25 protein-coding genes are annotated in these 26,078 nt (G+C 73.6%); 7 read left to right on the top strand and 18 right to left on the bottom strand.

Features of this window, described 5'->3' with window-relative positions; genetic code table 11:
• Positions 1-12: 12 nt before the first annotated feature.
• The 3 genes from ACFVWU_RS15485 to ACFVWU_RS15475 form a co-directional block, all read right to left on the bottom strand.
• On the bottom strand, positions 13-831 hold the full coding sequence (locus ACFVWU_RS15485; RefSeq protein WP_387620258.1) for a maleylpyruvate isomerase family mycothiol-dependent enzyme: 819 nt from the start codon (positions 829-831) through the stop codon (positions 13-15).
• Positions 832-1,001: 170 nt separating this feature from the next.
• A complete protein-coding gene (locus ACFVWU_RS15480) occupies positions 1,002-1,796 on the bottom strand; it encodes an NAD-dependent epimerase/dehydratase family protein (protein ID WP_387620283.1) in 795 nt (264 codons plus the stop codon).
• A gap of 251 nt (positions 1,797-2,047) precedes the next feature.
• Entirely contained in the window at positions 2,048-2,779 is a 732-nt protein-coding gene (locus ACFVWU_RS15475; RefSeq protein WP_387620256.1) for a carbonic anhydrase, read from the bottom strand.
• 427 nt (positions 2,780-3,206) lie between these two features.
• Here ACFVWU_RS15475 and ACFVWU_RS15470 point away from each other — a divergent pair, with 427 nt between their 5' ends.
• Positions 3,207-4,409, top strand: a complete 1,203-nt coding sequence (locus ACFVWU_RS15470; protein ID WP_387620254.1) for an MFS transporter — start codon at positions 3,207-3,209, stop codon at positions 4,407-4,409.
• Positions 4,410-4,573: 164 nt separating this feature from the next.
• Here ACFVWU_RS15470 and ACFVWU_RS15465 read toward each other — a convergent pair whose 3' ends face one another.
• Positions 4,574-4,978, bottom strand: a complete 405-nt coding sequence (locus tag ACFVWU_RS15465; RefSeq protein WP_387620252.1) for a hypothetical protein — start codon at positions 4,976-4,978, stop codon at positions 4,574-4,576.
• Between the two features lie 310 nt (positions 4,979-5,288).
• Here ACFVWU_RS15465 and ACFVWU_RS15460 point away from each other — a divergent pair, with 310 nt between their 5' ends.
• The 3 genes from ACFVWU_RS15460 to ACFVWU_RS15450 all read left to right on the top strand — a co-directional run bounded on the left by ACFVWU_RS15460 (position 5,289) and on the right by ACFVWU_RS15450 (position 7,982).
• Complete coding sequence (locus tag ACFVWU_RS15460) at positions 5,289-6,185, top strand: LysR substrate-binding domain-containing protein (protein ID WP_387620250.1); 897 nt, start codon at positions 5,289-5,291, stop codon at positions 6,183-6,185.
• Positions 6,186-6,313: 128 nt separating this feature from the next.
• Positions 6,314-6,496, top strand: coding sequence for a 4-oxalocrotonate tautomerase DmpI (dmpI, locus tag ACFVWU_RS15455; protein WP_387620248.1), 183 nt, complete (start codon positions 6,314-6,316; stop codon positions 6,494-6,496).
• A 298-nt stretch (positions 6,497-6,794) separates the two neighbouring features.
• Positions 6,795-7,982, top strand: coding sequence for an RNA-guided endonuclease InsQ/TnpB family protein (locus ACFVWU_RS15450; RefSeq protein ID WP_387620245.1), 1,188 nt, complete (start codon positions 6,795-6,797; stop codon positions 7,980-7,982).
• A gap of 78 nt (positions 7,983-8,060) precedes the next feature.
• Here ACFVWU_RS15450 and ACFVWU_RS15445 read toward each other — a convergent pair whose 3' ends face one another.
• Positions 8,061-8,957: a DUF1906 domain-containing protein gene (locus ACFVWU_RS15445; protein WP_387620242.1), complete on the bottom strand. Its 897-nt coding sequence runs from the start codon at positions 8,955-8,957 to the stop codon at positions 8,061-8,063.
• Positions 8,958-9,082: 125 nt separating this feature from the next.
• The gene (locus ACFVWU_RS15440; RefSeq protein WP_387620239.1) at positions 9,083-9,928 is read right to left on the bottom strand and encodes a carboxymuconolactone decarboxylase family protein; all 846 of its coding nucleotides are present in this window, start codon (positions 9,926-9,928) and stop codon (positions 9,083-9,085) included.
• A gap of 134 nt (positions 9,929-10,062) precedes the next feature.
• On the opposite strand from ACFVWU_RS15440, the gene ACFVWU_RS15435 reads away from it, so the two are divergent.
• Positions 10,063-10,644 carry a TetR/AcrR family transcriptional regulator gene (locus ACFVWU_RS15435; RefSeq protein WP_387620236.1) on the top strand — a complete coding sequence of 194 codons (582 nt, stop codon included), beginning with the start codon at positions 10,063-10,065 and terminating at the stop codon, positions 10,642-10,644.
• A 148-nt stretch (positions 10,645-10,792) separates the two neighbouring features.
• Here ACFVWU_RS15435 and ACFVWU_RS15430 read toward each other — a convergent pair whose 3' ends face one another.
• The 3 genes from ACFVWU_RS15430 to ACFVWU_RS15420 form a co-directional block, all read right to left on the bottom strand.
• Positions 10,793-12,043: a sugar ABC transporter permease gene (locus ACFVWU_RS15430; RefSeq protein ID WP_387620233.1), complete on the bottom strand. Its 1,251-nt coding sequence runs from the start codon at positions 12,041-12,043 to the stop codon at positions 10,793-10,795.
• Entirely contained in the window at positions 12,040-12,828 is a 789-nt protein-coding gene (locus ACFVWU_RS15425) for an ATP-binding cassette domain-containing protein (RefSeq protein ID WP_387620230.1), read from the bottom strand. The genes ACFVWU_RS15430 and ACFVWU_RS15425 overlap by 4 nt, the downstream gene beginning before the upstream one ends.
• A 170-nt stretch (positions 12,829-12,998) precedes the next feature.
• Positions 12,999-14,093, bottom strand: coding sequence for a sugar ABC transporter substrate-binding protein (locus ACFVWU_RS15420; protein WP_387620228.1), 1,095 nt, complete (start codon positions 14,091-14,093; stop codon positions 12,999-13,001).
• A 509-nt stretch (positions 14,094-14,602) separates the two neighbouring features.
• Here ACFVWU_RS15420 and ACFVWU_RS15415 point away from each other — a divergent pair.
• Positions 14,603-15,028 (top strand): hypothetical protein, encoded by a 426-nt coding sequence (locus ACFVWU_RS15415; RefSeq protein ID WP_387620226.1) that lies wholly within the window; start codon positions 14,603-14,605, stop codon positions 15,026-15,028.
• Between the two features lie 59 nt (positions 15,029-15,087).
• On the opposite strand, the gene ACFVWU_RS15410 is transcribed toward ACFVWU_RS15415, so the two are convergent.
• The 7 genes from ACFVWU_RS15410 to ACFVWU_RS15380 form a co-directional block, all read right to left on the bottom strand.
• The gene (locus ACFVWU_RS15410) at positions 15,088-15,774 is read right to left on the bottom strand and encodes a hypothetical protein (RefSeq protein WP_387620224.1); all 687 of its coding nucleotides are present in this window, start codon (positions 15,772-15,774) and stop codon (positions 15,088-15,090) included.
• Complete coding sequence (locus tag ACFVWU_RS15405) at positions 15,771-17,243, bottom strand: DUF58 domain-containing protein (protein ID WP_387620221.1); 1,473 nt, start codon at positions 17,241-17,243, stop codon at positions 15,771-15,773. The genes ACFVWU_RS15410 and ACFVWU_RS15405 overlap by 4 nt, the downstream gene beginning before the upstream one ends.
• Positions 17,240-18,298, bottom strand: coding sequence for an AAA family ATPase (locus ACFVWU_RS15400; protein WP_387620219.1), 1,059 nt, complete (start codon positions 18,296-18,298; stop codon positions 17,240-17,242). The genes ACFVWU_RS15405 and ACFVWU_RS15400 overlap by 4 nt, the downstream gene beginning before the upstream one ends.
• A gap of 77 nt (positions 18,299-18,375) precedes the next feature.
• Positions 18,376-18,915, bottom strand: coding sequence for a hypothetical protein (locus ACFVWU_RS15395; protein WP_387620216.1), 540 nt, complete (start codon positions 18,913-18,915; stop codon positions 18,376-18,378).
• The gene (locus ACFVWU_RS15390; RefSeq protein ID WP_387620213.1) at positions 18,912-19,892 is read right to left on the bottom strand and encodes a DUF4129 domain-containing protein; all 981 of its coding nucleotides are present in this window, start codon (positions 19,890-19,892) and stop codon (positions 18,912-18,914) included. Before ACFVWU_RS15390 ends, ACFVWU_RS15395 begins: the two co-directional genes overlap by 4 nt.
• 182 nt (positions 19,893-20,074) lie before the next feature.
• The gene (locus ACFVWU_RS15385; RefSeq protein WP_387620211.1) at positions 20,075-21,028 is read right to left on the bottom strand and encodes an alpha/beta hydrolase; all 954 of its coding nucleotides are present in this window, start codon (positions 21,026-21,028) and stop codon (positions 20,075-20,077) included.
• A 1,067-nt stretch (positions 21,029-22,095) separates the two neighbouring features.
• Complete coding sequence (locus ACFVWU_RS15380; protein ID WP_387620208.1) at positions 22,096-23,187, bottom strand: VWA domain-containing protein; 1,092 nt, start codon at positions 23,185-23,187, stop codon at positions 22,096-22,098.
• Between the two features lie 191 nt (positions 23,188-23,378).
• Here ACFVWU_RS15380 and ACFVWU_RS15375 point away from each other — a divergent pair, with 191 nt between their 5' ends.
• Positions 23,379-23,627, top strand: coding sequence for a hypothetical protein (locus ACFVWU_RS15375; protein WP_387620205.1), 249 nt, complete (start codon positions 23,379-23,381; stop codon positions 23,625-23,627).
• A gap of 31 nt (positions 23,628-23,658) precedes the next feature.
• On the opposite strand, the gene ACFVWU_RS15370 is transcribed toward ACFVWU_RS15375, so the two are convergent.
• Together ACFVWU_RS15370 and ACFVWU_RS15365 are read right to left on the bottom strand one after the other, a co-directional pair.
• Positions 23,659-24,555 (bottom strand): hypothetical protein, encoded by an 897-nt coding sequence (locus ACFVWU_RS15370; protein ID WP_387620202.1) that lies wholly within the window; start codon positions 24,553-24,555, stop codon positions 23,659-23,661.
• A gap of 188 nt (positions 24,556-24,743) precedes the next feature.
• On the bottom strand, positions 24,744-26,009 hold the full coding sequence (locus tag ACFVWU_RS15365; protein ID WP_387620200.1) for an MFS transporter: 1,266 nt from the start codon (positions 26,007-26,009) through the stop codon (positions 24,744-24,746).
• Between the last annotated feature and the right edge of the window lie 69 nt (positions 26,010-26,078).

Genomic DNA, 26,078 nt, shown 5'->3' with positions numbered 1-26,078 from the left:
CGTCGGCCGTGCTCAGGGGGCGGCGAACAGCGTGGGGAAGGCCGGGGCCAGCCACGGCCGGCGGCCCCAGGCGAGGACCTTGCCCCGCAGGAGGGCGTCGGTGGCGCTGCAGCGGCCCAGCGCGATGAGGAGGAACGCGACCGGCTCGGTGAGGATCGTGCAGTCCGGGCGCCGCGGCGGCTCCTGGCTCACCACGGCGACGCCGTCCGTGAAGGTCACCGCGAAGGCGCCCAGGCCGCGAAGGCGCAGCCGGTAGCAGGCGCTGTGGCCGGCCGCGGCGCGGGCGTCCGTCACCCGCGGCATGGCCGTGCGCAGGAACGGCATCGTCAGCCCGACGCGGTGCCGGTCGATCGGGTGCGGCCGCCCCAGGGCGACGGCGATGTCGTAGAGGTGGCCCAGCATGTGGGTCAGCAGGTAGGCGCCGAGGGTGTCCAGGTCCATCGGGCCGAGCGGGGTCAGCACCGGCTCGGTGCCGGCCCGCGGGCCGGCCGCCGCCGTGAACTGCCTTGCCTGCCGGGCGATCTCCTCGGCGAGCACGGCCGGGTCCCGCTCCGGCCGCGCGGCCAGCGAGGCCGCGTTCGCCGCGGCCAGCGAGCCCGGGCTGCCGTCCCCGTACGGCCGTTCCTCGCCGGCGGCCAGTGCGGCCATCAGCTCGTTGGCCATCGCCAGGTGGGCGGCGGCCTCGGCGACCGTCCACTCGGCGCCGGGTATCGGGGTGTCGCCACGGCAGCCGGCGAGCAGGGCGACGGCCTCGTCGCCGACCGCGGTGACCGCCTCGAAGAGCACGCCGCGCGCGGCACCGGGGCGGTGCTCAGGGAGCGGGAGAGTCATGACGTTGAACACTGGCCGACTCGCGCGCCGCTGTCCAGACCCGTGACGCGGTCGGCAGGCCGGACGGACCGCTCGGCCGCGGCGTGGCGGATCCGGGGGGCATCGCACGGCTGAGGGCGTTCGTGGAGGTCGGCCCGGAACGAAGCCGGAAACATGATCGACGTAGGTGGTCAGGGCCTGGCCTGGGTGAAGCGGCCGCCGAGGTAGCGGTGTTCCGGGTCGTCGGCGGACAGCTCGCCGAGTTTCGGGATCAGCTCGGTGGCGAAGGTCTCGGCGTCGTCCAGTGGCTGGTAGCCGAACGCCCGGGCCGATGAGAGGTCCCACCAGGCGCGAGTGTTGGCGGAGATGCCGTAGGCCACGGTGTGGCCGGCCACCGGCCCGGTGAGCGCGGCGTGTACGAGGCGGGCGCAGTCGCCGGGGCTGAGCCAGGTGCCGAGCATCCGGATGCTGCGGGGTTCGGCGGCGAAGGAGCCGATGCGCAGGGAGACGGTCTCGATTCCGTGCCGGTCGGCGTACAGCGAGGCAAGGTTCTCGCCGAAGCATTTGGAGAGCCCGTAGTAGGTGTCGGGCCGCTGCGGGGTGTCCACCGGCACGGTGGCGCCGTCGGCGGGCCGTTCGGTGAAGCCCGTCGCGTGGTTGCTGCTGGCGTAGACGATCCGGCGTACGCCCGCGTCCCGGGCGGCGTCGTAGAGCCGGTAGGTGCCGTCGATGTTGGCGGCCAGGATGTCGGCGAACGGCGCCTCTCCCGGAATCCCGGCCAGGTGGACCACGGCGTCGACGCCGTCCACCGCCGTCGCCAGCGCCCCGGCATCCTGCAGGTCGGCGGTGATCACGTCGGGTTCACCGGGCACGGGAAGACGGTCGAAGCAGCGCAGTCGGTAGCCGTAGGCGGGCAACAGCTCCCGCAGGCAGGTGCCTATGCGGCCGGCCGCACCGGTGAGCAGCACCAGACGGGGCTGGTTCACCATCTGTCGTGTCTCCATGGTTCCTCGCAGGATCATCGAACTGACAGTCGGATTCGGCGACGTGCGAGGATACCTGACGGCACACCAGGATTTGGAGTGGTATTCGAAGTTCACGCCTGCGCGTTCCCGAGTGAGACCACACCGCCAGCGGGAAGTCGGCGGGACCGACTTCCCGCTCCGGGGCACTGCGGACAACGGTGACGAAGGCCCGCCAGGTGGGGCGAGCGCGCCCGTCGGGCTCGTCGGACCGGTCAGGGGGCGCCGGCCAGGACCTCCACCTGGCCCGTGTCGAGCGAGTAGTAGGCGCCGACCACGGCGAGGGCGCCCTTCGCCACGAGTGGGGCGAGGTCCTGGTTGGCGCGCAGGTCGGCCGCGGTCAGCGTGACCTGGGCGCGGGCCATGGTCTCGACCGGGTCGGCGCCGCCCTCCCGGACCGCCTGGTCGTACGCCGGCTGCAGGGCCTTGACGATGGCCTGCAGGTTGCCGGGCAGCGGTTTGCCGTCACGGATGGACTCGTACGTCGCCTTGACGGCGCCGCAGCGCTGGTGCCCGAGGACCACGATGAGCGGGGTGCCACTCGTCATGGGCCCGTACTCGACGGAACCGGTGACCACCGGTTCGACCGCCTCCCCGCCCGTGCGCATCACGTACAGGTCGCCCAGGCCGGTGTCGAAGAGGAGCTCGGGCGGCACTCGCGAGTCGATGCACGAGAGGATCGACCCGAAGGGCTCCTGTTCCTGGGCCACGAGCTGACGCCGGTTCGGGTCCCGGTCGGGGTGTTGGAGCTCTCCGCTCACCCAGCGCTTGTTGCCGTCCATCAGCCTGGTGAACGCCCCGGCGGGCGTGGTGGGCCGTGCCTGTGGCGACGTGCTGGTCGCCGGCGTGGCCGCCCTGGTCGTCGTGCACCCCGCGAGCGCGACCGCGGCGCTCGCGAGCCCGCCGGCCAGCAGCGCCCTACGACTCGGGTGTCCGGCTCCGTCCATCGGTTGTTCCCCTCGATGCCGCTCGGACACGTCCCTGTGTCCCGACCAGGCCGAATTGTTCAGCGTGGTGTGGGCGTCCCGGCGGCAGACGCGGGCCGCACTGCCGCGAACGGCCCACGGAAAGCGCTCGGACAGCGGTGTGAACCGCTGCTCGGGTTCGGGTTCGGGCACAGGCCGAAGGTGGCGGGTCGAGGTGACGCCCGGCCGACTCGGGTGGGGTGTCCCGGGGCGACCTCAGTACGCCGAGGACCGCCGCCGGCTGGAGTGCGGCGCCGACGCCTGGGTGGTCGGCTCGGCCCGCAACCGCGCGCTGCTACCGACCCGACGGCCGCGCCGTTCGAGGACCTCTCGGTGGGGTACGGCCGGTCGGCCCAGCGCGCGCCCACGAGTCGTGGGCGCGGCCGGGTCGCGTGCCTATCGTGGGTCGGTGACCGATCATCGGACAGTTCGGCCCGCCGTCGCCCGGACGGGCTACCTCCTGGCCGCCTTCGCCTTCGCCGTCTGCATGACCGGAACCACCCTGCCGACTCCGCTGTACGGGCTGTACCAGGAGCGGATCGGCTTCTCCGAGCTGACGGTGACGGTCGTGTTCGCCGTCTACGCCTTCGGCGTCATCGGCGTCCTGCTGCTGGCCGGCAACGTCTCCGACACCGTCGGGCGCCGTCCCGTCCTGCTCTGCGGGCTGGTCTGCGCGGCCGGCAGCGCCGTCGTCTTCCTGGCCGCGGACAGCGTGCCGCTGCTGTGCCTGGGCCGCTTGCTGTCCGGTCTGTCGGCGGGCCTGTTCACCGGCACCGCCACCGCGTACGTGATGGAGCTCGCCCCGCCACGGCAGCGGGGCCGCGCGGGCTTCGTCGCGACCGCCGCCAACATGGGCGGCCTCGGCTTCGGACCGTTGCTGTCGGGCCTGCTCTCCCAGTACGCGCCCCACCCCCTGGTGCTGCCGTTCGCCGTGCACCTGGTTCTGCTCACCGCGTCCTTCGCCCTCCTCCTGCTGCTGCCGGAGACCGTCGCCGGCACCCGCCCGCTGCGCACCGCCCGGCCCGACCGGCCCGATCTGCCGCCGCAGGTGCGCCCGGTGTTCGTCCCGGCCGGGATCGCCGCCTTCGCCGGGTTCTCCCTGCTGGGCCTGTTCACCTCCGTCAGCCCCGCCTTCCTCGCCGAGGGCCTGAACGTCCACAACCGCGCGGTCGTCGGCCTCGTCGTCTTCGCGGTCTTCCTCGCCTCCACCCTCGGCCAGCTCCTCGTCCCCCGGTTCGGCACCGCGCGGGCGGTCCCCCTGGGCTGCCTGGTGCTGATCGGCGGGCTGGCGCTGCTGGCGGGTTCGCTCGCCTGGACCGTCCTGCCGCCCCTGGTGCTGGCCGCGCTGGTGGGCGGCGCCGGCCAGGGCATGGGCCTGCGTGGCGCGGTGGGCGAGGTCGCCGCCGCGAGCCCCGCCGAGCACCGCGGCGGCGCCCTCTCCGCGCTCTTCGTGGTCGCCTACTTCGGCATCTCGATCCCCGTCATCGGCATCGGCCTGCTCGCCGGGCCGCTCGGCCTGGCCCACGCCGGCCTGGTCTTCGCCGCCTGCATGGCCCTCCTCGCCGCCGCCTCCGGCGCCTACCTGCTGCGCCGGGCGAGCATCGGGGTCTGAACCGCGACCTCCGGCGGTCCCCCACCCGACGACCGTGACCCGGGCGGCGGCCGACCGGCGACCGGATCGCACGGGCGGGGCGCCGGCCGGACGGCGGCGGCCCGCCGGGTGCGAGGACATCGCACGCGGCGGGCCGTCGGGTGTGCGGGGTTGTGGGTCGTGGGTCAGCGCACGGTCACGGTGAACACGGGAGAAGCGGTGTTCCCGCTGATGATGCGCAGCTCGTTCAGGCCCTTGATGCCGAGCTTCACGCCGAGGGAGTAGGAGCCGTTGTGGGTCGTGTGCACGGAGGCCGGCAGGGTGACCCACCTGCCGTGCTGCTTCTGCTGCAGGGTCACCGTGCTTCCGGCCTTGAGGCCGGTGGTGGTGCCGGTGACACGGAACAGCTGCCAGGCCTGGACGGACGAGACCGACGGCTTGGCGGTGATGGCGGCGTGCGCGGCGGAGGCGGCGGAGGCGACCGGGACGGCCGGGGCGGCCGCCATGGCGGTGCCCGCCGTACCGAGGAGGAGCGCGCTGAGGCCGGCGACGGCGGCCAGGCGCAGGGAGTTCCGCTTGGAGACGATCACGGGTGCACCCCTTTCAGGGGGAGGTGGTCGTTCGGCCCGAAGACACGGTCGGTGTGGTTCGGGCGCTGTCACCTGAGGGGACGCCTCACTTGACGCCACCGGTTGTGCGCGGAACGTCACTGTCATGTAACAGTCGGAAGTGCCGGACGTCGGTGGCGGGCGGTTCGGTGCGCGGACCGGGCGGGGGTGGGCCCTGGAAGCGTCTGCGGGGGTGCGCCGACGGGCGGCCCCCGGTGGCGGGGGCGTCGCCGGAGCCGCGGGCCTGGCCTGCGACGATGGGCCCCGTCGGCTGATCGAGCAGGGGGACCGCATGGAGCTACGGCAGCTGCGCTGCTTCGTCGCCGTCGCAGAGGAACTGCATTTCGGCCGGGCCGCCGAGAAGCTGCTGCTCGGCCAGCCCGCCGTGAGCCAGCAGGTCCGGCGCCTGGAGCGGGAGTTGAAGGTCGAGTTGTTCGACCGCTCGCCCCGGTACGTCCGGCTGACCCCGGCCGGCGAGCGTTTCCTGCCCGCCGCCAGGGACGTGCTGGCCGCCGAGGACGCCGCCCGCGCCCTCGCCGCCGATCTGGCCGCGCCCGCCGTGCTGCGGCTCGGCACCATCACGGGGCTCGGCGAGCGGCTCGACCTGATCCTGGACACCTACCAGCGGCGGGCCCCCGGCGTGCGCGTCGAACTTCATTCCGCCCCGGTGCGGGAGCGGCTCGCGCGGCTGGCGGACGGCCGTCTCGACGCCGCGTTCGTGCGCGGTGCCATCCCCGGGAGCAGCGCCGATCTTCGCTTCCTGCCCGTCTGGCAGGACGAGCTGGTGCTCGCGCTGCCCGCCCGGCACGCCCTCGCCGACCAGGCCGAGGTTGATCTCGCGGAACTGGCCGCCCTGCCGCTGCGGCTGACCGAACGCCGTAACCACCCGGCGCTGGTGGACCTGGTGATGGGCGCCTGCGCGCAGGCCGGCTTCCAGCCGGTCCTGGGCCCGGCCCACAGCACCCTGCAGGACACCCTGGCCGCGATCGGCGCCGGGATCCCGATGTGGACGGTGGTATACGCGGCCAACGCCCGGATGGTGAACACCCATCGGGTCGCCTTCCGCCCCTGCCGCACCCCACTGGCCCTGCCGACCTCGATCGCCGTACGGCGCCTGGCCCCGCTCCCCGGGCTGCTCCTGGAGGCCTGCCGCCAGACGGCCCCGACCTGGGACGATCAGGATTCGTGATCGCTGTCAGAGCGATTCGGGTCTGGGTGCGATCGGCCCCGATCGGGTGGACTGTTCCCAGCCGGAAGAACCGGCGGAGGAAGACCAGGTAGGGGATCCCGGTAGGGAGACCCGGTGAGGAGCCGAAGATGCCGATCGTCACCATTCAGCAGGGCCCGCGCAACGTCGAGCAGAAGCGTGAGCTGGTCAAGAGGGTCACCGAGGCCTTCGTGGAGACCCTGGAGGTTCCCGCCGAGAGCGTGTTCGTGTGGGTCCAGGAGTACCAGGCGGAGAACTGGGGCGTGGCCGGCAAGCTGACCGCGGACCGGTAGCCGGCCCGGTTCCGGCCCGATGCGGCACGGTGTGGCACGACAGGCCGGTGCAGGCCACGCCCTTCCGGGTGCGGTGGCCGGCACCGGCGGGCAGGGAGGGCCGGGAGGACGAGCTGCGGCGCGCGGCACCCTCGGCCGGTCCCGGACGGCCCGTTATGGTTCAGCATGATCTTGCGAGGAGCCCTGGCCCTTTGGGGCCTGGAGGAAACGCATCCTTGGCCCGGAGCAGCGAAGCGGCGGGGATCTCTGCGTCACCGTTTGGGCGGGTGTTGTCAGTGCCTCCTTGTAGGTTGCCGGCATGAAGACGGTGACGCGGGTGAAGCTCCTACCGACGCCTGATCAGGCGTCGGCTCTGGAGTGCACTCTGCGCACGGTCAACGAGGCAGCGTGCTGGGTGTCCGGGATCGCGTTCGAGCGCGGTGTCCCGCGTGAGTACGAGCTGCGCAAGCACACCTACGCGGAGTTGAAGGCCCGTGGGCTCGGGGCGCAGGCCGCGCAGCATGTGATCAAGAAGGTCTGTGACGCCTACACCGTGTTGAAGGCGAACATCCGGGCCGGGAACCTCGGCAGGCCGGGGAGCAAGCCCCGTATCAAGGCGGGCTCCAAGCCGGTCACCTTCCGGCCGGAGGCGGCTCAGCCGTTCGATGACCGCTGCCTGAGCTGGCAGTTAGAGAAGCGGACCGTGAGCATCTGGACCACGTCCGGACGGCTCAGGGGCGTGCGGTTCGCGTGTTCGCCGGATGCGCTCGAGACCCTGCGCTCCTACCGGAAGGGCGAGTCGGATCTGATCCGGCGTGATGGCGCGTTCTACCTGATCGCCACCTGCGACGTGCCCGAAACACCGTTGAACGAGAACCCTGCCGGGTTCCTCGGCGTCGACCTGGGCATCGTCAACATCGCTGCCACCAGCGACGGCACCCGGCACGCCGGGCGTGGCCTGAACCGACACCGCAAGCGCCAGGCCGATCTGCGCCGCAAGTTGCAGGCCAAGGGAACCAAGTCCGCCAAGCGGCTGCTCAAGAAGCGTGCCCGAAAGGAAGCCCGGTACGCGGCGGACGTCAACCACCGCATCTCCAAGTCCATCGTCACCACCGCATGGGGGCACCTCCCGGCCGAAGGCTGGGGGAGCACCTCACGCGGTGTCGCTCTGGAAGACCTGAGCGGCATCCGCGAGAGGGTACGGCTCCGCAAGGACCAGCGGACCTCTCTGCACTCGTGGAGCTTCCACCAGCTCGGCGCCTTCATCGCCTACAAGGCCAAGCGAGCCGGTGTGCCGCTGGTGTACGTCGACCCGGCGTACACCAGCCGGCAATGCTGCGAGTGCGGACACATCGACCGGAAGAACCGGCCGAACCAATCCGAGTTCACGTGCCGCGCCTGCGGTGTCACGATGCACGCGGACCTCAACGGCTCCCGCAACATCGCCGCTCGCGGCGCCGTCGCGTGGACAGCGGGGCGTCAGTCATGCGTCCCAGAGCCAGCCTGACGGCAGCTCTCAGACGTGGGAGGCCACGCGACAGCCAGCCGCGCCCTACCCACAAGCCCAGCCCCCTTCAGGGCCGGGTCAAGTTGACTCCCCGCCGGCCACCAGGCCGTCCAGCTCGTCGGGGTCGACGCTGAGCGTCACCCCCCCGTACGTCTCGTCGGCACTGCCCCGGTACTGGTGGATGCGGTGGCCGCTCCACAGGTCGTCGGGCAGCCCGGCCTGTCCGCTGGTCGTGGGCTGCCCGTCCCAGCGGGCGTACCAGAGCGCGTCGGGCATCGGGTCGCGGCCGGACTGGGCGGCGGCGACGATGTCCGCGATGCCGGAGTCCATGCTGGAGTAGAAGCCTGACCGGTATCCGGCATCGTGCAGCGCCCGGGTCCAGCCGGCGGTGAAGTCGACCACCGCGCGGCTGCACACCTCGTCGCCCGCCGGGTAGGCCTCCATGTCGAGGTACACCGGGCTGCCCGGCCCGAGCCCCAGCTCCTGCAGCGCCGCGGCCGCCTCGCCCGCCTCCTGTGCGCCCTGTTCCTCGGCCAGGTCCGGGTCGATCCGCAGCGGCTTGTCGGCACGCTCGGCGCAGGGTGCCTGGAGTCCGACGTGGGTGGGCACCACCTTCCACCCCATCGCCCGGACCGCGGCGACCCATTGGGGCGTCAGCCGGGGCTGCTCGCAGCCGCGCTGGCCGCCGCTGCTGTAGATGTTCACCGCGCCGTAGGGCGAGGCGGTGCGCCAGACGTCCATGGCCTCCTCCGGCGGGGCCGAGCAGGCGTCGAACCCGGCCCCGGTGAACCGGTACTCCGGCGGCGGTTCGGTGGAGCCTTCGGGCGGCGCGGCGAGGGGCGCGGGAGGGGCGGCCGAAGGTGCCGTGGACCGTACGGCGGCCGGCTGCCACGTGCCGGGGGCGTGCCCGTGGACGGTACCGGGGGGCATGACGAGCGAGACCGCCAGGAGCGCGGTCGGAGAGGGAAGGCGCATCCCCCCGTCCTAGCCGTCCGGCGCGGGCCTGACGTGCCATCACGGCGACGCGTCGCGTCCGTTCACCCAGTTCACGTATCCCCGGCCGGCTCGCCCGCGGCCGGTTCGCCCGCGGGCGAGGGCGTCTACTCCCCCGCCCGGCCCGCCGCGTCGCGCTCGGCGAACACCTCGCGGGCGGCGGCGATCCCGTTGAGGGCGGCCGGGAACCCCGCGTAGACCGCCATCTGGACGATCGCCTCGATCGCCTCCTCCCGGGTGCCGCCGACGTTGAGCAGCCCGTGCAGGTGGACCCGCAGCTGCGGGGCGGCGGTGCCGAGCGCGGTGCAGGCGGCCACGGTGGCCAGTTCACGGGTCTTCAGGTCGAGGGCGGGACGCGAGTAGACGTCGGCGAAGGCGAAGTCGACGATGTAGTCGGCCAGGACCGGGGCGATGTCCGCCAGCGAGGCGACGACGCGCTCGCCGGCCTCCCCGTCGACCCGCTTGAGCGCGGCGAGCCCGCGCTCGTGCCGCTCCCGCAGCGTCTGCGCGCCGTCGGTGCCGCTTCGCGCGGGGGTGACGTCGAGCTCCGGCCGGGCCGCGAAGGCGGCCTTGGCCACGGCCATGCCGTTGAGTGCCGCCGGGATGCCGGCGTAGACCGCCATGTGGAGGACCGTCTCGACGATCTCGGCGGGCTCGACGCCGATGTTGAGGGCGCCGTCGATGTGGAAGCGCAGCTGCGGGGCCGCGGTGCCCAGCGAGGTCAGGGCGGCGACGTTGATCAGCTGCCGCTGGGCGAGGGTGAGGCCGGGACGGGCGTACACGTCGCCGTAGCCGAACTCGACGGTCAGCCGGGCGAGGTCCGGGGCGATGTCGCCGAGGCCGTTCAGGATGTCCGAGCCCTCGGGGCCGGCGATCTCGTGCAGGAGGGCCAGCCCGCGCTCGAAGCGGTCGGCGGACGGGGACGGGGGCGGGGAGGCGACGGCGGTGGTCATGGCGGCCTTCCTTGGGGTTCGTGAGCAGCGGCAGTCAACGTTACGAAACGTTTCGTAACGCCAATGAGGCTAGGGCGGCATGGTGCCGACTGTCAAAACGAAACGTAACGTCACGTCTGGGCTAGACTCGGGCCATGACCCCCCAGCCGAACCCCGAACGCCGAAGCGAACGCGCCCGCCGCGCCGTCCTGGACGCCGTCTTCGAGGTGGCCGGGGCCAAGGGGTACGGCAAGACCACCATCGAGGCCATCGCCGCGACCGCGGGCGTCGGCAAGCCGACCATCTACCGCTGGTGGCCGTCCAAGGGCGCGATCGCCCTGGACGCCGTCAACGACCGGATCGGCGACTCCATGGACTTCCCCGACACCGGGGACATCGCCGCCGACCTCACCGCCCAGCTCGCCGCCGTGGCCGCCATGCTCACCGGCGACATCGGCACGCTCTACCGCGGCATCATCGCCGAGGCCCAGAGCGACCCCGGCCTCGCCGCCGCCCTGCGCGCCACCTTCCTCGAACCCCGGATCCGGCGGTGCGTCCGCCGCCTCGACGCCGCCGTGGCCGCCGGCCAGCTCCGGGCCGACCTGCCCACCCGCACGATGGTCGACATCCTCTACGCCCCGGTCTACTACCGGATCCTGCTCGGCGCCGGACCCGAGGAGACCCTGCGCAGCCCCCTGCTCGTCGAGACCGTCCTGGAGGGCCTGCGCCCCTCCTGACGCCCGCTCCGACACGCCGGGCGCAGCGGGTCGGGGGTGCCCGCCCGCGGCGGACGCCCTCCACGGACGGCCCCCGGAGGACGAAGGGGCCGGCCCGGTATCCGAGGGGGTGGATACCGGGCCGGCCCCGTGCCGCGCGTGACGGCGGTCAGCGCGCGGCGCTCTTGCGGGTGCGGCGGGAGACGGAGTCCAGGACGACGGCGGCGAGCAGGACGGCGCCGGTGATCATGTACTGGACGGCCTGGTTGACGTGGACCAGGTCGAGGCCGGTGATGATGGACTGGATGACCAGGATGCCCAGCAGGGCGGACCAGGTCTTGCCGCGTCCGCCGAAGAGGCTGGTGCCGCCGATGACGGCCGCGGCGATGGAGTTCATCAGGACGTTGCCGCCGCCGAGGAGCTTGTCGGCGGAGCCCTGCTGCGAGGCGATGAACAGGCCGCCGAGGGCCGCCATGCCGGCGGAGATCATGAAGACCGAGATCCGGACCCAGGCGACGTTGATGCCCGCGCGGCGGGCGGCCTCCACGCCACCGCCGACGGCGAAGATCTGCCGGCCGTAGCTCGTGCGGCGCAGGACGAAGTCGGTGATGACGACGACGGCCAGGAAGACCAGCAGGGGCAGCGGCAGGCCGCGGTCCTGGTTGAGCATGTACGCGGCGGTCAGCGCGACGACGGCGAGGACACCGGTGCGCAGCGCGATCTCGCCGACCGGGCGCGCGGTGAGGCCGGCGGCGGTGCGGCGGCGGGCGTCGAGGATCTGCCCGGCGGCGAAGAGCGCGATGCCGAGGACGGCGAGGCCCCAGGTGTAGGCGATGTCGCCGTCGCCGAGGAAGTAGGTGTCCAGGTTGGCCAGGACGCCGTCGTTGACGACGTTGACGGTGCCCTTGTCGCCGAGGACGTACTGCTGCAGGCCGCTCCAGGCGAGCAGGCCGGCGAGGGTGACGACGAAGGCCGGGACGCCGATCTTGGCGAAGAAGAAGCCGTGCAGGGCGCCGATGGCGACGGCGGCGGCGACGGCGATGAGGCAGGCGAGCCACTCGTTGTAGCCGGAGCGCACGGACAGGACGGCGGCGATCGCGGCGGAGACGCCGGAGACGGAGCCGAGGGAGAGGTCGATCTCGCCGAGGAGGAGCACGAAGACGATGCCGACGGCGATCAGGCCGGGGCCGGCGATCCACTTGGTGATGTTGGTGAGGTTGTCGGCGTTGAGGAAGTCGCCGGTGACGCCCTGGAAGATGGCGCCGATGAGGATCAGGCCGAGGACGACGGGTACGGAGCCGAGGTCGCCGTTCTTCATCTTCCGCTTGAACTCGGCGAGGTAGCCGGCGAGGCCGGCCTCGCGGACGAGCAGGCGGGGGTCGACCGCGGGGGTGGTCGGGGTGGGCTGTTCGGTGGTCACTTCGCTTCCTCCGCGAGTCGGGCCTGGCGCCGGGTGACGGCGTTCTCGGTGGCGCCGGTGATGGCGGAGATGATCTCCTCGTGCGAGGTGGTGGCCACCTCGAAGACGCCGTTGTTGCGGCCCAGGCGCAGGACGGCGACGGTGTCGGCGACGGCCTTGACGTCGGCCATGTTGTGGCTGATCAGGATGACGCCGAGGCCGCGGTCGCGCAGGCGCTCGACGAGGTCGAGGACCTGGGCGGTCTGCTCGACGCCGAGGGCCGCGGTGGGCTCGTCCAGGATGACGATCTTGGGGTCGCCGACGAGGGCGCGGGCGATGGCGACCACCTGGCGCTGGCCGCCGGAGAGGGCGGCGATGGGGATGCGCACGCTCGGGATGCGGATGGAGAGGGTGTCGAGCAGTTCGCGGGCGCGCTTCTCCATGGCGACCTCGTCGAGCGTGCCGAAGCGCTTGAGCTCACGGCCGAGGAAGAGGTTGCCGACCACGTCGAGGTTGTCGCACAGGGCCAGGTCCTGGTAGACGGTGGCGACGCCGAGGGCCTGGGCGTCGTGCGGGCGGCCGATGGAGACCTCCCGGCCCTCCCACTCGATCGTCCCCTCGTCGATGGGGTGGACACCGGCGATGGTCTTCACCAGCGTGGACTTTCCGGCGCCGTTGTCGCCCACCAGGGCCACCACCTCGCCTGCGTGTACCTCCAGGTGCACGTCGGTCAGTGCCTGGACGGCGCCGAAGCGCTTGGAGACCCCGCGCAACGCCAGTACGGGTGCGCCTGTCACGTGAACCATCTCCTTCTTCCCCGTGCGCGCCGTGATGGTGGGTCGGCGGCCGGGCTGGCCCGCGCGCCGTGCGGGGCGGGCGGGTGAGCGTCGAAAAGTGGGGTGCCGGGGCGGGGCGGGGCCCGCCGCGCGGTGTGGGCGGTGCTCCCCGGGGAGGTGGGGAGCTCCGCCCGCGCGTGCTACTTCAGGCCGGCCGCGGCGCAGGCGGCGGCGTAGTCCGCCGTGCAGATGTCGGAGGCCTTGTAGAGGCCGTCGGCGATGACGGTGTCCTTGATGTTGTCCTTGGTGACGACCTTGGGGTCGAGCAGCTTGGCCGGGATGCCCTTGTCGGTGGCGCTGTCCACGCTGGCGGTGGCGACGGACTTGACGTCCTTGCCCTGCAGCAGGTCGACGGCCAGTTCGGCGGCGGAGTCGGCGAGCGGCTTGTAGGCCTTGTAGATGGTGTAGGCCTGGTCGCCGTTGACGATGCGCTGGACGGCGTCGAGGCCGGCGTCCTGGCCGCCGACGGGGACCTTGATGCCCGCGCCCTGGAGCTGGGTGATGATGGCGCCGGCCATGCCGTCGTTGGCGGAGTAGACGGCCTGGAAGCCGTCCTTGCCGAACTGGGTGATCGCGGCGCCGATCTTCTGGCTGGCGACGGTGGGCTTCCACTCGCCGGACTGCTCGTAGACGACCTTCTTGACCTTGGCGTCGAGGACCTTGTGGGCGCCGGCCTTGAACTGGCCGGCGTTCGGGTCCGCGTCGTCGCCGTTGATCATGACGATGTTGGCGTCGGCGGCCTTGTCCCCGAGGGCGTCGACCAGGGCCTGGCCCTGGAGTTCGCCGACCTTCTCGTTGTCGAAGGAGGCGTAGGCGGCGACCGGGCCGGTGGCCAGGCGGTCGTAGGCGACGACCTTCACGCCCTTGTCGGCGGCCTCCTTGACCCAGGCCTGGGTGGAGGTGGCGTCGAAGGCGTCCAGGACGATCACCTTCACGCCCTGGGCGATCAGGGTGTCGAACTGCTGCTTCTGCTTGGCCGCGCTGCCCTCGGCGTTGTTGTAGAGCACCTTGCAGTCCGCGCACAGGGCCTTGACCTTGGCCTCGATGAACGGGCGGTCGAACGACTCGTAGCGCGTGGAGGACGCGTTCTCGGGCAGCAGCAGACCGATGGACTTGGTGTCGCCTGAGGCGGCGGAGTCCTTCTTGTCGCCGCCGGCCTTGCCGCACGCGGCCATGGACAGGGCCATCGAGACGGCCGCGGTGGCGATGACGGCGCGACGCATCGTTGCGTTCATGTGGGGGTGCCTCCCTGACGTCGCCGCGACGGTGCGGCGGGGTGGGAGGGAGTCAACCCTTACACGCCAGATGTAGTCAAGAAGTAAATCCAATAAGAGACCAGACCGGTCCTTTTCGTTATCTTCCTGAACGCATTCGTCAAAGACGCGGCGAACACGGAGAGGCGCAGGCCGAAACTGTCAGTAACAACTGCCGGTGCCGGGCGGGAGGTCCGTCGGGCCTGGCCGACGAACCGGGCGTCAAGGGTGACGCCTGGCTACTTGCGGGGCAGATGTGTTCAAGGCGTGTCGGATTCGGTGTCCTTCGCGGGCCGGATACGGGCTCCGCGGCGGCGGCCCCGCCGGCGGGACGTCCGGGCCCGGCCCGACGCCTCGGCCCGACTCACCCACAGGGGCGGGATCCTGACGCCACGTCAGTGGCGGCGCGCGAGGATGACTCGGCCGCCGCCTCCCCCGGGGCCCGACGGGGGGACACGGCGCCGGGCTGACTACGCTGAAGCCGCACGTCAATGGCCGTCAACGGCCGGGGAGGGTACTGGACGGTGGAGAACATGGGCGAGTTGGACGACCTGCGGGCACGGCTGGCGGTGCTGGAGGCGGAGGTCGACCGCCTGCGCGAGGAGTCCGCGGCGACGCGCGCGCCGGCAGCGGCCGACCGCGACCGCGCGGGGGCCCGCTTCTCCGCACCCGAGCGCACCCCGGTGCCGGACGCGGTCCGCGCGGACCGGGCCGAACAGTGCCAGTCGATGACCGGCCTCGCCGATGTCCTCGGCGTCATGGTCTCCGGCCAGGCGGAGCAGACCATGATCCTGCGGGCCCAGACCCGGACCCTGGAAACCCAGAGCACCACGCTCACCAGGCACGGCCGGTTCCTGGAGAGCCTCCTGGAGGGCCAGTCCGCGCTGTTCGAGGAACTGCGCCGGGACGGCAGGTAGGCACCGGGCGACCCGGCGGTGGGGACGGCCCGAACCAAGGGCCGCCCCCACCGCCGCGTTCACGGACCGTCAGAGGGCGGCGTCGGCTCCGGGCGCAGGGCCAGTCCCACACCGACGGCGGCCGTGACCAGGCCCAGCACGGCGAGGGGGCGGGACCACTCCCCCGCCGTGGTGGGGGCGAAGGCCGGCGGCAGGACCAGCAGCGAGGCGGCCAGGGCGGCGGCCGCGGAGGCGGGACGGATGCTCGGACGGCGGGGGCCCAGCGCGTCGAGCAGCAGCAGGTGGCCGGCGAGCAGGACGGTCACCGCGAGCGCCCGCCACCAGGACGGCTCGCCGAGGGCCGCGAGCAGGACGGATCCGGCGGCGAGGAGCGTGGTGCGGGTCGCGGACAGGCGCGCGGGCCAGGTGGCCCGGGCCGGGCCGTCCGGCGTGGGGACGGCGGCCCACAGCGCGCCGACGGCGACCGGCAGGAGGACGACGGGCCCCAGCCGGTCGGTGAGCGTACCGGTTCCGGTGCCCGCCGCCGCGAGGGCGAGGGCGGTGCCGGTGCCGCGCAGGGCGGCGCGTTCGAGGCGTACGGCCCGCTCGGCGCGGTGGGCGCTACGGGGGCGGCGGGCCGGTTCGGCGACCGTACGGGCCGGCGGCCCCGGCTCCGTGGCGCGCGTCGGGCCGGCCGTCTGGGCGGTCGTTTGGGCGGTCGTCCGGGCGGCCGTCGGAGCGGTCCTGGTGCTCGACGGGCCGGTCATCGGGCGGCTCCCGTGATCCGGCGGCGCAGCAGGGGCCCGAGGGCCAGGTCCAGGGTCTCGCCGGGCGTGTGGCGGACCACCGGGATGCCGCGCCCGCGCAGGGTGGCGCGCATCGCCTCGCGTTCCGCGTGCCACAGGCGCAGCGCGAGGGCGTCGGTCTCGTCGTCGGGGCGGGCCGCCGGTTCCCCTACCGGGATCTCCACCACGACGAGCGGGTTGCCGCGTTCGCGGACCTGGCCGAGGACGTCGAGGATGCGCTGGTCCGACAGCGGTGTGAAGGCGTAGACGAGGGCGTGGCCGGGCAGGGCCGCGAGTGGCAGGGGTGGAAGGGGGCCGCGCCGGGGGCGGTCCTGACGGACCTCCAGCACGCTCTCCACGATGCGGTAGAACTGCCGGTCCCCGGTGGCGGCGGTGAGCTGGCGCAGGCGTCCGCCGACCGCGACGAGGCCGATCCGGTCGTGCCGGCGCAGGTAGGCGCGGGTCAGGCCGGTGGCGGCGCGCAGGGTTTCGTCCAGGCTGCGCCGCCCGGTGGCGGTGTCGATGTAGTCGGCGAGCGTGTCGAGCAGGACGACGGCGTCGGCGGCGCGTTCGGCGGCGAACTGGTTGATCTGGACGGCGTCGCGGCGGGTCGTGGACGGCCAGTGGATCCGCCGTTGCCGTTCGCCGGGCACGTGCGGGCGCACGCCGACGACCTCGATGCCGGTGCCCTCGTGCGCGGTGGTGTGCTCGCCGATCCGTTCGGGCAGGCGGACCGGGATCGGGGTGAGGTGGGCGGCGTCGGGGACGGGGAAGACGTCGACGGTGCCGAGGTCGGTGCGCACGGTGCGGCGGGTCAGGCCGCGGGCGTCGGGCACGTCGAGGTCGACGACGCCCAGGTGCCGGCGGCCCCAGCTGTCGGCGCGCAGGACGAGGTCGACGCCGTTCGGGGTGACGGTCAGGGCGTCCAGGGCGAGGCCGGGGCCGAGCGTCACGACGGGCTCGGGCGGGCCGATCCGGCCGTCGTGGTCCACGGTGACGTGCACGGCGACGGGCTCGCCCTCGAAGCAGCGCCGCGGCCGGGCGGTGCTCTCGGCGGACAGCCGGGTGGGGCGGCTGCCTCCGGGGGCCGCCAGCGCGAGCAGGACGGCCGCGAAGGCGGCCGGGGCGAGCAGCCAGGCGTGGCCGGTGACCAGGGCGGCGAGGGCCGCGACGGTGGCCACCGTGAGCAGGCGCAGGGTCTGCTCACCGGGCCGCCAGTGCGGTGACGGCGGGCTGTCGGGCAGGCCGGCGGCGCTGGCCCGGGCGCTGCGGGCGACGGCCAGGGCCCGGGCGCGGCGGGCGGGGCGGTCCGTGTCGTCGGGGGTCGGGGCGGGGTCGGTGGCCAGGGCAGGGGCGGTGGCCGGGGCCTGCGTGGTGGTCGGGGCCTGCGTGGTGGCCGGCTCGGCCGGGGCCGCGTCCTGGGCGGGGGTGGTGGCCGGGGCGGGTTTCACGGTGCCACCGCGCGGGGCAGCGTCTGCGGCGCGGGGACGGAGGCGATCAGGCGCGCCATCACGTCGTCCGCCTCGATCTGGCGCACCCACAGTTCCGGTTTGAGCGTGATGCGGTGAGCCAGGGCCGGGCCGGCCAGCGCCTTGACGTCCTCGGGGGTCAGGTAGTCGCGCCCCTCCACCATGGCGTGGGCGCGGGCCAGTTGGATCAGCGCCAGCCCTCCGCGGGGCGAGGCGCCCACCTGGATCTGCTGGTCGTTGCGGGTGGCGTCGACGAGGGCGATGACGTAGTCGACCAGGTCGTCGTCGACCTCGACCCGTTCCACCGCGGCCCGCATGGCGAGCAGTTCCGCCGGACCGGCCACGGTCTCCAGGACCGGCTCGGGGGCCGCCCGGTCGATCCTGGCGCGCAGCATCGCCGCCTCCGTGGCGGTGGGGAGGTAGCCCATGCGCACGCGCAGCAGGAAGCGGTCGAGCTGGGCCTCGGGCAGGGCGTAAGTGCCCTCGTACTCGATCGGGTTGGCGGTGGCGATGACCAGGAAGGGGTCCGGCAGGCGGCGCGTGGCGCCGTCGACGGAGACCTGGCCCTCGGCCATCGCCTCCAGCAGGGCGGCCTGGGTCTTGGGCGGGGTCCGGTTGATCTCGTCGGCCAGCAGCAGCTGGGTGAACAGCGGGCCGGGCCGGAACACCATCTCGCCGGTGTTGCGCTCGTAGAAGGGCGCACCGGTGACGTCGGAGGGCAGCAGGTCGGGGGTGAACTGGATCCGGCGGAAGTCCAGGCCGAGGGTGGTCGCGAACGAGCGGGCCAGCAGGGTCTTCCCGAGCCCGGGCAGGTCCTCGATCAGGACGTGTCCGCCGGCGAGCGCGCCGAGCATGACCAGGCGCAGTGCCTCGGGCTTGCCGACCACGGCCCGTTCGATCTCCCCGATCACCGCGCGAGCCCGCTCGCCGGCCTGCTGCGGGGTCAGCGCCGGTACGGCCTGCGGTGCCTGCCCCGGCACCGTGCCCGGGCCGGCGGGGTGGGCGGGGCCGTGGAGGGTGGTGGAAAGGTCGGGCATGACTCTCCTGCGGAAACGATTCGGTCGGTGAGGGGCGGTGACGGGTCCGGGGGTGTTCGGTCCTGGGACGCGGTGGGTCACAGGGCGTCGAGCCGGTCGACGAGCTCGCGCAGGACCTCCACCGGGAAGACCTCGGCCGGGACGGGCGCCACGGGGTCGATCCACGGCCACAGCCGGGGCCCGAGGAGCTCGGCGGCCCGGTCGCGGTCGGCCGTCAGGTCCAGGCCGTGGACCTCCGCGAGCCGTACCGCGTACAGCCGTCGGAGCCTGGCGCGCAGCGGTGCGGCGTCGCCCTGGGGGTCGAGGCCCTGGCGGACCGTCCAGCGCCAGTCGCCGAGGCCGGGCTCGTACGCCTCCATCTGCCGCGGCCGGCTGCGCGGGGAGAGGGTCTCGGCTCCCGCGCCGGCCATGCGGCGGGCGACGAGCAGGGCGGTGACGGTCAGCAGGACCACGCCGGCCCCCGCCCCGGGCCAGCCGCCGACCAGGGCGAACAGGATCTCGGCGAGGACGGCGGGCGCGGCCAGCTCGATCAGGCTGTGGCGCACCGAGCCGGGGCGGGCGAGTGCGCGGCCCGCCTCGTCGGCGGGCCCGTCGCGGCGGGGCGTCGCGCTGCTCATCGGTGCTCCCCCGCGGTGTGTGTCCCCGCGGTGTGCGTCCCGGTGGCCGCGGGCGGGGGTGCGGCGTCCGCGAGCCGGGCGGCGATGGCGTCCAGGGCCCTACGGGCCCGGCGCACCTGGTCGTCGTCCATCCGGTGGGTCGAGTACCGGGCCTCGCGAAAGAGCGCGGTGAGCTCCCGCGCCCCGGTGGCGTCGACCCGCTCGTCGGACAGCGCGCGCCGCAGCAGCTCCGTCGGGCTCTCCCAGGCGTGCCGGGGCAGGCCGGAGGCGGCCAGTGAGCCCTCCATCGCCGCGTAGCAGGCGATCACCGCCGCCCTTGCGTCCGCGCCCTCCAGGGCCCTGCGGCCGGAGGCGACGGCCTCGGCGAGAGCGGCCTCGGGGCTCGCGGGCGCGGCGGGCGGCGCCACGGGCACCTCCTGGCGGCGCAGCCGCAGTCGGCGCAGCCGGAGCACGAGGACGACGCCGAGGACGACCGCGGCCACCGCCGCCAGGGCGGACAGTGCCGTGAACAGCACCCCGAGCCCGTCGTCGACGGTCGGCGGGACCGGTACCCGCGGGGACGACGGGACGTCCCTGGGGCTGGGGGTGGGCGTCACCGGCAGCGGGTGGGGCACGAGGACCGGCCCGGAGCCGGCCCGGCCGTGCAGGACCAGCAGCAGGACCGGCACCGCGGCGGCGGCCAGCGGCAGCAGGAGCATGGCCGTCTCCCGCAGGCGCTCGGCCCGGGGTGTCGGCCCGTCGAGGTGGCGGACCTCTTCGCGGAAGCGCACCGCGAACCTGCCGACCAGCGCGGCCCAGCCGAGCCCGAGCAGCACCACGAACCCCAGGCCGGCCACCGGCCCGGTCGCCGCCGTGCCCAGGAGCCCGCCCTCGGGCCGCAGCGCCGCGGCAGCCGTCAGCAGCCCGACGACGACCAGCAGCACCCCCGTCGGCCGACCGCTCCGCCAGCGCGTACGCGACGGCGATCCACCGTCCATGCGAAACCCCCCGGTTCCAACGCGCGCGACGGCGCGCGAGGTGCAGCGTCGCACACCAACCGTCACGGTGTCACCTGCCGCCACAGGCGGCGGCGATGACGGCGGTGGCGGCGGGACCGGCGCGGGAAACGTCGCCTGCGAACAGGTCCGCCCGCGCCGCGGACAGCGGCGGCGGTACCTGCTCAGGCGGTGGCGAGTGCGTGCCCCAGCAGCGACATCGCGTCGGGCATCACCCGCCGCCAGAAGCCGTCCGTGTGCTCTCCGTCGGGGAAGTGCTGCTCCCGTGCTCGCGCCTGCCGCGCGACCTGGCGGGCGGCGGGGCAGAACGGGTCCTCCTGGCCGCACCACACGCCGAGGGCGCCGACCTGCGTCCGGTCCAGACGCAGTGTCGGCTCGTGGGCCTGCCAGTCGGCCTCGTCGGCGTACCCGCCGGTGGTGCGGGCGTCCGTCCAGGTGCGGAAGACGGCCGGGCTGAGCAGCGCCACGGCGTCCAGGTTGCGGCCGCTCTGCGTGCGCCCGACGGCGTACTGCAGGGCGCCCGAGCCGCCCATGGAGATCCCCATCGCGGCGCGTGGCGTGGGCAGTTGGCGGGCGTGCAGCCAGCCGGGGAGTTCCTCGCGGAGCATCGCCTGCGGGTCGTCGCCGGGGGCCTGCTGGTGCCAGTAGGTGGCGTCCCCGCCGTCCACCGCGACGACGGCGAACGGCGGCACGCCGCCCTTGACCGCGGCCGCCAGGAACTGCGGTACCCCGAGCGCCACCATGCCCTGCGCGTCGTTGCCTCGCCCGTGCAGCAGGACGCAGACCGGCAGGTTCGTGCTCGCCGCGGCGCCGGGCGGGAGCATGGTCACCATCGTGACCTCCCGGTTCCGGGCCGCCGAATGGACCCGTTCGACCTGCACCGGTCCCGGTGCCGCGTCCGGCACCGTGCCGTCCGTCCCGGTCATCCCCAGCGCCTTCTTCAGCGTCACCCCACCGGGCAGCCATCCGGCGAGCATCCCGCCCCCCGCCGCGGCCCCGAGCAGGGCACCGCCGCCCACGACGCCGGCCCCGAGCCGCAGCAGGCGCCGCCGCGACACCGCGCGGTCGACGGGGTCCGCCGAGGGCTGCTCGGTGACGCCGCCGGTGTGTGTGGTCATGTCTGTCGGCCTTTCGCCGTTCGGTTTCGTGCGCGCGGCAGCGGGACAGGCGATAGCGGTTGACGCCGTCCGGTCGAGCGGATCCGCGTGGGCGGCCTGGCCGGGAGCGGGCGAACGGATGTCGGCACGTTTCCCCCGGTCGGCCGGCCCAAGCAAACGATCATCGTAGTGGACGAGCGATCGGACCACCCGGTTCCGTCCGCGCCCGACCTGGATCGACAGCGGCGCCGTGTTCTCGCCCTCGACCGCCGGACCCACGCGTGTACGGCGGGACCCGCTGGGCCATCCCGGTCGTGGGCCCGAGCTGTTCGGAGGACGCGGTCGGTGTTGTGGCCGGCCGGATGAACGCCGCTGCCTACGTTGCGCGGTGACCGGGGCCAACGGGGGCCTGTGAAAGCACGAGGAGCACGATCTCATTGCGTACAGCCCCAGTAGTACGGAAGCACCGGGCGCTGACGGCGGCCGGACTGGCGGCGGTGACGGCGGCGGCATCTCGAACTTCGGCACGGTGAACCTGACCCGGTCGCAGGTGTTCGCCGACACTCCGGACAACTGCGCCCCGCCCGGTTCCGTCCCCGGCTGCACCGGCTGACCGCCCGCCCGGCAGCGGCATCCGGACGTCCTGCGGACGGACGGAGCCGTAGGCCGGATGTCGGCCGGGTCGGCGTGGGGGCGGGCCGTGCGGCCCGCCCCGGCACCGGCCAACCGAAGGCCCCTGTCCGCCGGTTGGAACACGGCGTCGATGCGGGCTGACACCGCGAGGCGCACGAGGCCCCGGGATGTGCGGGGTGGGAGCAGCGTGGAGTGGGGAGCAGCGTGGGGCGGGAGCGGTACGGCCCCCGGAGGCCCGGGCTCGGGTGCGGACGATTCGCCGGAGTTCGGTGGGCGCGGTCGCGGCGGCCGGCCGTACGGACCCACGGGACGGGGAGCGGCGCTCGACGTCCTCGGTCCCCGTGAGCGGCTCGCCCCCGATGGGGTCCTGTGGAAGGTGCGGGGCGGTCTTTCGGCGTGTGCGGACGGAGTCGGCAGCGCCCCGCCGGGTCCGGCTGCCGGGTCGTGGTGTGCGGCTACAGGAGGACGAGCAGCTTGGTGCCCGGCAGCAACTTGCGGTTGACGGAGGTCGATTGGACGAACACGGTGTACGCGGGGTTCTCACCCGGCTTCACCGTGGCCTCCGATGCCGGCAGGCCGAGGAGTTGGCGGGCGGCCGGGCCGGAGAACACCCTGCCGGTCATCCGGCCGGTGGTCGGGTCCTTCTCCGCCACGGCGATCTGCTTGTTGACCTGGATCTTCTCGCGCTTGGACAGCTCGTAGAAGGCGCAGCCGGTCTTGTAGGTGTGGCCGGCGCTGGTGACGAAGTCGCGGATCTGGGTCTGCTGGTCGACCGGGATCAGGATGTACTTGCCGGTGTCCAGGGCGTCGAGGTTGGCCTTGACCTCGGCGGTGTTCAGGTCCTGGCCCATGGCGAACAGGTTCTTGGTGCCGCGCACGCCCTGTTCGCGGCCGCGCAGGAAGCTGGTGGCGGCGTTCTTGACGGTGCCGATGGCCTCCTCGACGCCCTTGCTGGAGTCCGCGTCCCAGATCGCGATGTTGCCCGCGGGGAAGCCGTACTCCTGGGCGGTGCGCTTGGCCAGGGAGTTCGGGACGAGGATCGCCGAGGTCCAGTGGTCGGGGAGGTTGTCCATGGCGCCGTGGATGCGGTCGATCCACGAGCGCAGGACGGCCTTGCCCTGGCCGGCGCCCATGCGGGTGTGCATCTGGCCGCTCTGCGAGCAGCCGGAGGCGTTCTCCTCGCCATCGGTGACGACGACCTGGAGGAAGGAGTGCTCCCCGTACCCTTCCCAGATGTTCTTCAGGTCGTCGACGGACTTCACGGCCGCCTCGATCAGCGCCGTCGCACCGTTGTCGACCTTGTAGAGGCCGCGCAGGGACGGCAGGTGCTTGACGTCCATGTCCCAGACCAGGTTCTGCACCTCGTGGTCGAAGGCGTAGAGGCTGATGCGGGTCTCGTGGCCGAGCCGGTCCGACTCCTCCTGCAGGCCCTTCACGAACTCGTCGACCACGCGGACGAGTTGCTCCTGGTGCTGGCGCATCGAGCCGGACTTGTCGACCACGAGCGAGACGTGGTTGACCTTGTGCTTGATCCGGTTCGCAGACATGGCTCTACCCCTTTTCCAACGCTCTTTCGGCGCCTTTTCGGCGTCCCCTCCGGCGTTGTTCCCAACAGTAGGAGGGGGCACTGACAACCCGTTCCGGCCCGTTGCGCCTGCGACGGCGAGGTTGTCGCCCGCCTCGACGGCCGTCGGGTGCGGCGGGGCGACGTCCGCGCCGGAGCCGGGACAATGGCCGGATGACCAGTCAGCTTCCGCGCGGCCTCCAGCACCTCATCCCCACCACGCGCACCACCACCGCCGGTGAGCGCGCCGCCTCCCAGCTGCTCCACCTGCGCACCGCCGCCGTGCCGGTCCCGGTGCTGGCCGCGGCCGCCGAGCTGATCGCCGGGCAGCTGGACGACCCCGACCCGGCCACCCGTGACGCCGCCGGCGCCGTCCACGCCCGTCTGCTCGCCGCGATCGAGACCGCCGCGCCGGACCGGTAGCGGTTCACCGCGGGGGTGGCGGGGCCGGCGGCTATTGGGGGTTGCCGTTGGCGGCGAGGCGGGCGCTCATCTCCGCATGGGCGCGCCGGGAGTGGGTGTTGGCCGGGTCGTGGACGAGCCGGAGGTAGTCGTAGAGGACCTGCACGCACTTGTCCCGGGTGAGGTAGGACGCGTCGGAGGCCAGCTCAAGGCTGTCGGTGACCTCCATCAGCTTCCCGTCGGCTGCGGCGTACGTGGGGTGCCAGATGAGCCGCACCGCCGGGTTGAGCGCCATGACCACGCGCAGCTGCGGGACCTCCTGCGCGATGAGGACGCTGTCGGGGTCGTACGCCCGCAGGAAGATGTGGACGGGGCCGCGGGCGCGGCTCACGAAGGCCTTGGACAGGACGTTCCACATCGGCGTCTTGAGCATCCAGTCCGAGGTGAGGGTCAGCTTGTCGACCACGCCGCCGAAGGGGGTGGCCTCCAGGGGGGTGTGGCCCTTGGCGCGGGCGTAGTCACTGACCTCCCGGCCGCCGGACCAGAGGGCCAGTGTCGGCGTGTCGATCTCCAGGTAGTCGCCGATGACCTTGACCAGCTCCTGGTACCAGCTGTTCGACGCGCGGTGGTCGCGTTGTTCCTGGCGTTCGGTGAACTTCGCCGCGGCCTCGTCGTTGAGCTGTCCCTGTTCGGCGATGCCGCCGAGAACGAGCTGCCAGGCGATGTCCGTGACGTCCCTGGGAAAGCCGACTTCGGCCATCGTGTCGCGGAAGGTGCCCCACTCGCCGTGCGCGGTGGGATCGGCGGCGTGCCGCCGCGCCTCCTCCCGGACCGCGGGACTCTCCTGGCGCTGCAGCCGGCGCGTCACGGCCGCGTTGCCCACCGTCCGTTGGAGGAGGGCGAGTTCGGCGGGGTGCGGCGCCCTCCCCGCGGCGGGTTCGGGGGCCACCCGCTGTGCACGCCTCCTCGGCGCCGTCTCGGGTGTCGGTGGCACCGAGTGTGTCGCTGTCTTTCGCACGCTCCCCAGCCCCTTCGAAGTCGCCGCTCGGCCCCGAGGGGCCGAGACTATGGGTTCGGCGCGCTTCCCGCGAGGGCCGAAAGGGCAGTCGGGGGGCATCGTACGAGGTCTGTGGGCGGTCAGCGGGCCGTGCGCGGGAGGAGGAGGCAGGCGCCGGCGGCCAGGGCGGCGGTCGTGGTGATGGTGAGCCAGACGCCGGGGCCGCCGTGCAGGGACTGGAGCAGGTGGGTGCCCAGGCCTGCGCCCAGGGGCGAGCCGACGGCCCCGGCCAGGCCGAGGAGGCCGAGGGCGCGGCCGGTCCTGCGGCGCGGGGCGGTGGTGACGGCCAGTTCGTCGAGGCTCGGTCCGATCAGCATCTCGGCGAGGGTGGCGGGCACCGTGAACAGCAGCAGTGACAGCCATCCGGCGTGCGGCAGCAGGGCGAGGTAGGCCAGGGCGAAGGCCGCGAACCCGGCGGTGAGCAGGGTGCGGGGCGGCAGGTGCCCGAGGAAGCGGCGCAGCAGCGTGTACTGGCACAGCAGGACGAGGGCGCCGTTGAGGGTGAAGACCACCGAGATGGCCGCGGTGCTGCCGGTGAGGGTCTTGGCGGTGAGCGGGATCACCGAGTTGAGCTGGCTGTAAATGGCCCAGTAGGCGACCGCGGCGAGGAAGAGGACGGTTGGCCCGCGTCGGCCGGGGGCGGCGGTGCGCTCGGGCGCCGGCCGCCGGTCCGCGGCGTGCGGGGGGTGGGGCGCGGCCGGTCCGTCGTCGGCTTCGTTCTTGGCTTCGTTCTTGGCTTCGGCGTTGGCTTCGTCCTTGGTGAGGAAGGTCAGGTGGAAGCCGAGGACGAGGTGGGAGAGGACGGCCGCGGCGAGGATGGTGTCGAAGCCGAGCGGGTAGGCGACCGCGCCGAGGGCCGGTCCGAGGACCACGCCGACGTTGCCGAAGGTGGAGCGCAGCGCGAGCATCCCGCGGGTGTCGTCGTGCGCCGCCGCTTCGGTGACCAGGCGGGCTTTGACGGACAGCACCAGCAGTGAGCCGCCGATGCCGACGGCCGCGATGCCGGGCACCAGGGCCGGTCCTCCGGCGGCGATCAGCAGGTAGCCGACGATGCGGCAGCCGAAGCCGGCGGTGGTGGTGGCGCGGGCGCCGACGCGGTCCACGAGGAGGCCGGATATCACCGAGAAGCCCTGCCCGCACAGCGAGAGCAGCCCGATCAGGAGCCCGACGCGCCCCACCGGGGTGCCGGCGGCGCTCAGGTGCAGGGCGAGCAGGGGCAGGAACATGAACGTGGTGACGCCGGTGGCCAGGACGGTGGTGAGCAGGGCCCGTCCGGTGGCGGAGGTGCGGGACCAGGTGGAGGGGCGCGGGCGGGCCCGGGGCGGGGTGGCGGTGGCGGCGGACACGGAACTCCGTTACGGCCCGCAGACCCGGCCCTCGTCCGGCGTCCCCGAGGATGCGGGCGGGCAGCGCAA

This window comes from Kitasatospora sp. NPDC058190 (assembly GCF_042883685.1).
Taxonomy (GTDB): domain Bacteria; phylum Actinomycetota; class Actinomycetes; order Streptomycetales; family Streptomycetaceae; genus Kitasatospora.
This window is presented reverse-complemented; position numbering and strand designations above follow the sequence as displayed.

Excerpts from the sequence above, each read along its gene's own strand:
- ACFVWU_RS15435 (WP_387620236.1), top strand. The coding sequence starts at position 10,063 with ATGACCCCCCAGCCGAACCCCGAACGCCGAAGCGAACGCGCCCGCCGC.
- ACFVWU_RS15425 (WP_387620230.1), bottom strand. The coding sequence starts at position 12,828 with ATGGTTCACGTGACAGGCGCACCCGTACTGGCGTTGCGCGGGGTCTCC.
- ACFVWU_RS15440 (WP_387620239.1), bottom strand. The coding sequence starts at position 9,928 with ATGACCACCGCCGTCGCCTCCCCGCCCCCGTCCCCGTCCGCCGACCGC.
- ACFVWU_RS15415 (WP_387620226.1), top strand. The coding sequence starts at position 14,603 with ATGGCCGTCAACGGCCGGGGAGGGTACTGGACGGTGGAGAACATGGGC.
- ACFVWU_RS15485 (WP_387620258.1), bottom strand. The coding sequence starts at position 831 with ATGACTCTCCCGCTCCCTGAGCACCGCCCCGGTGCCGCGCGCGGCGTG.
- dmpI (WP_387620248.1), top strand. The coding sequence starts at position 6,314 with ATGCCGATCGTCACCATTCAGCAGGGCCCGCGCAACGTCGAGCAGAAG.
- ACFVWU_RS15395 (WP_387620216.1), bottom strand. The coding sequence starts at position 18,915 with ATGAGCAGCGCGACGCCCCGCCGCGACGGGCCCGCCGACGAGGCGGGC.
- ACFVWU_RS15380 (WP_387620208.1), bottom strand. The coding sequence starts at position 23,187 with ATGTCTGCGAACCGGATCAAGCACAAGGTCAACCACGTCTCGCTCGTG.
- ACFVWU_RS15400 (WP_387620219.1), bottom strand. The coding sequence starts at position 18,298 with ATGCCCGACCTTTCCACCACCCTCCACGGCCCCGCCCACCCCGCCGGC.
- ACFVWU_RS15420 (WP_387620228.1), bottom strand. The coding sequence starts at position 14,093 with ATGAACGCAACGATGCGTCGCGCCGTCATCGCCACCGCGGCCGTCTCG.
- ACFVWU_RS15390 (WP_387620213.1), bottom strand. The coding sequence starts at position 19,892 with ATGGACGGTGGATCGCCGTCGCGTACGCGCTGGCGGAGCGGTCGGCCG.
- ACFVWU_RS15445 (WP_387620242.1), bottom strand. The coding sequence starts at position 8,957 with ATGCGCCTTCCCTCTCCGACCGCGCTCCTGGCGGTCTCGCTCGTCATG.
- ACFVWU_RS15450 (WP_387620245.1), top strand. The coding sequence starts at position 6,795 with ATGAAGACGGTGACGCGGGTGAAGCTCCTACCGACGCCTGATCAGGCG.
- ACFVWU_RS15385 (WP_387620211.1), bottom strand. The coding sequence starts at position 21,028 with ATGACCACACACACCGGCGGCGTCACCGAGCAGCCCTCGGCGGACCCC.
- ACFVWU_RS15475 (WP_387620256.1), bottom strand. The coding sequence starts at position 2,779 with ATGGACGGAGCCGGACACCCGAGTCGTAGGGCGCTGCTGGCCGGCGGG.
- ACFVWU_RS15375 (WP_387620205.1), top strand. The coding sequence starts at position 23,379 with ATGACCAGTCAGCTTCCGCGCGGCCTCCAGCACCTCATCCCCACCACG.
- ACFVWU_RS15410 (WP_387620224.1), bottom strand. The coding sequence starts at position 15,774 with ATGACCGGCCCGTCGAGCACCAGGACCGCTCCGACGGCCGCCCGGACG.
- ACFVWU_RS15460 (WP_387620250.1), top strand. The coding sequence starts at position 5,289 with ATGGAGCTACGGCAGCTGCGCTGCTTCGTCGCCGTCGCAGAGGAACTG.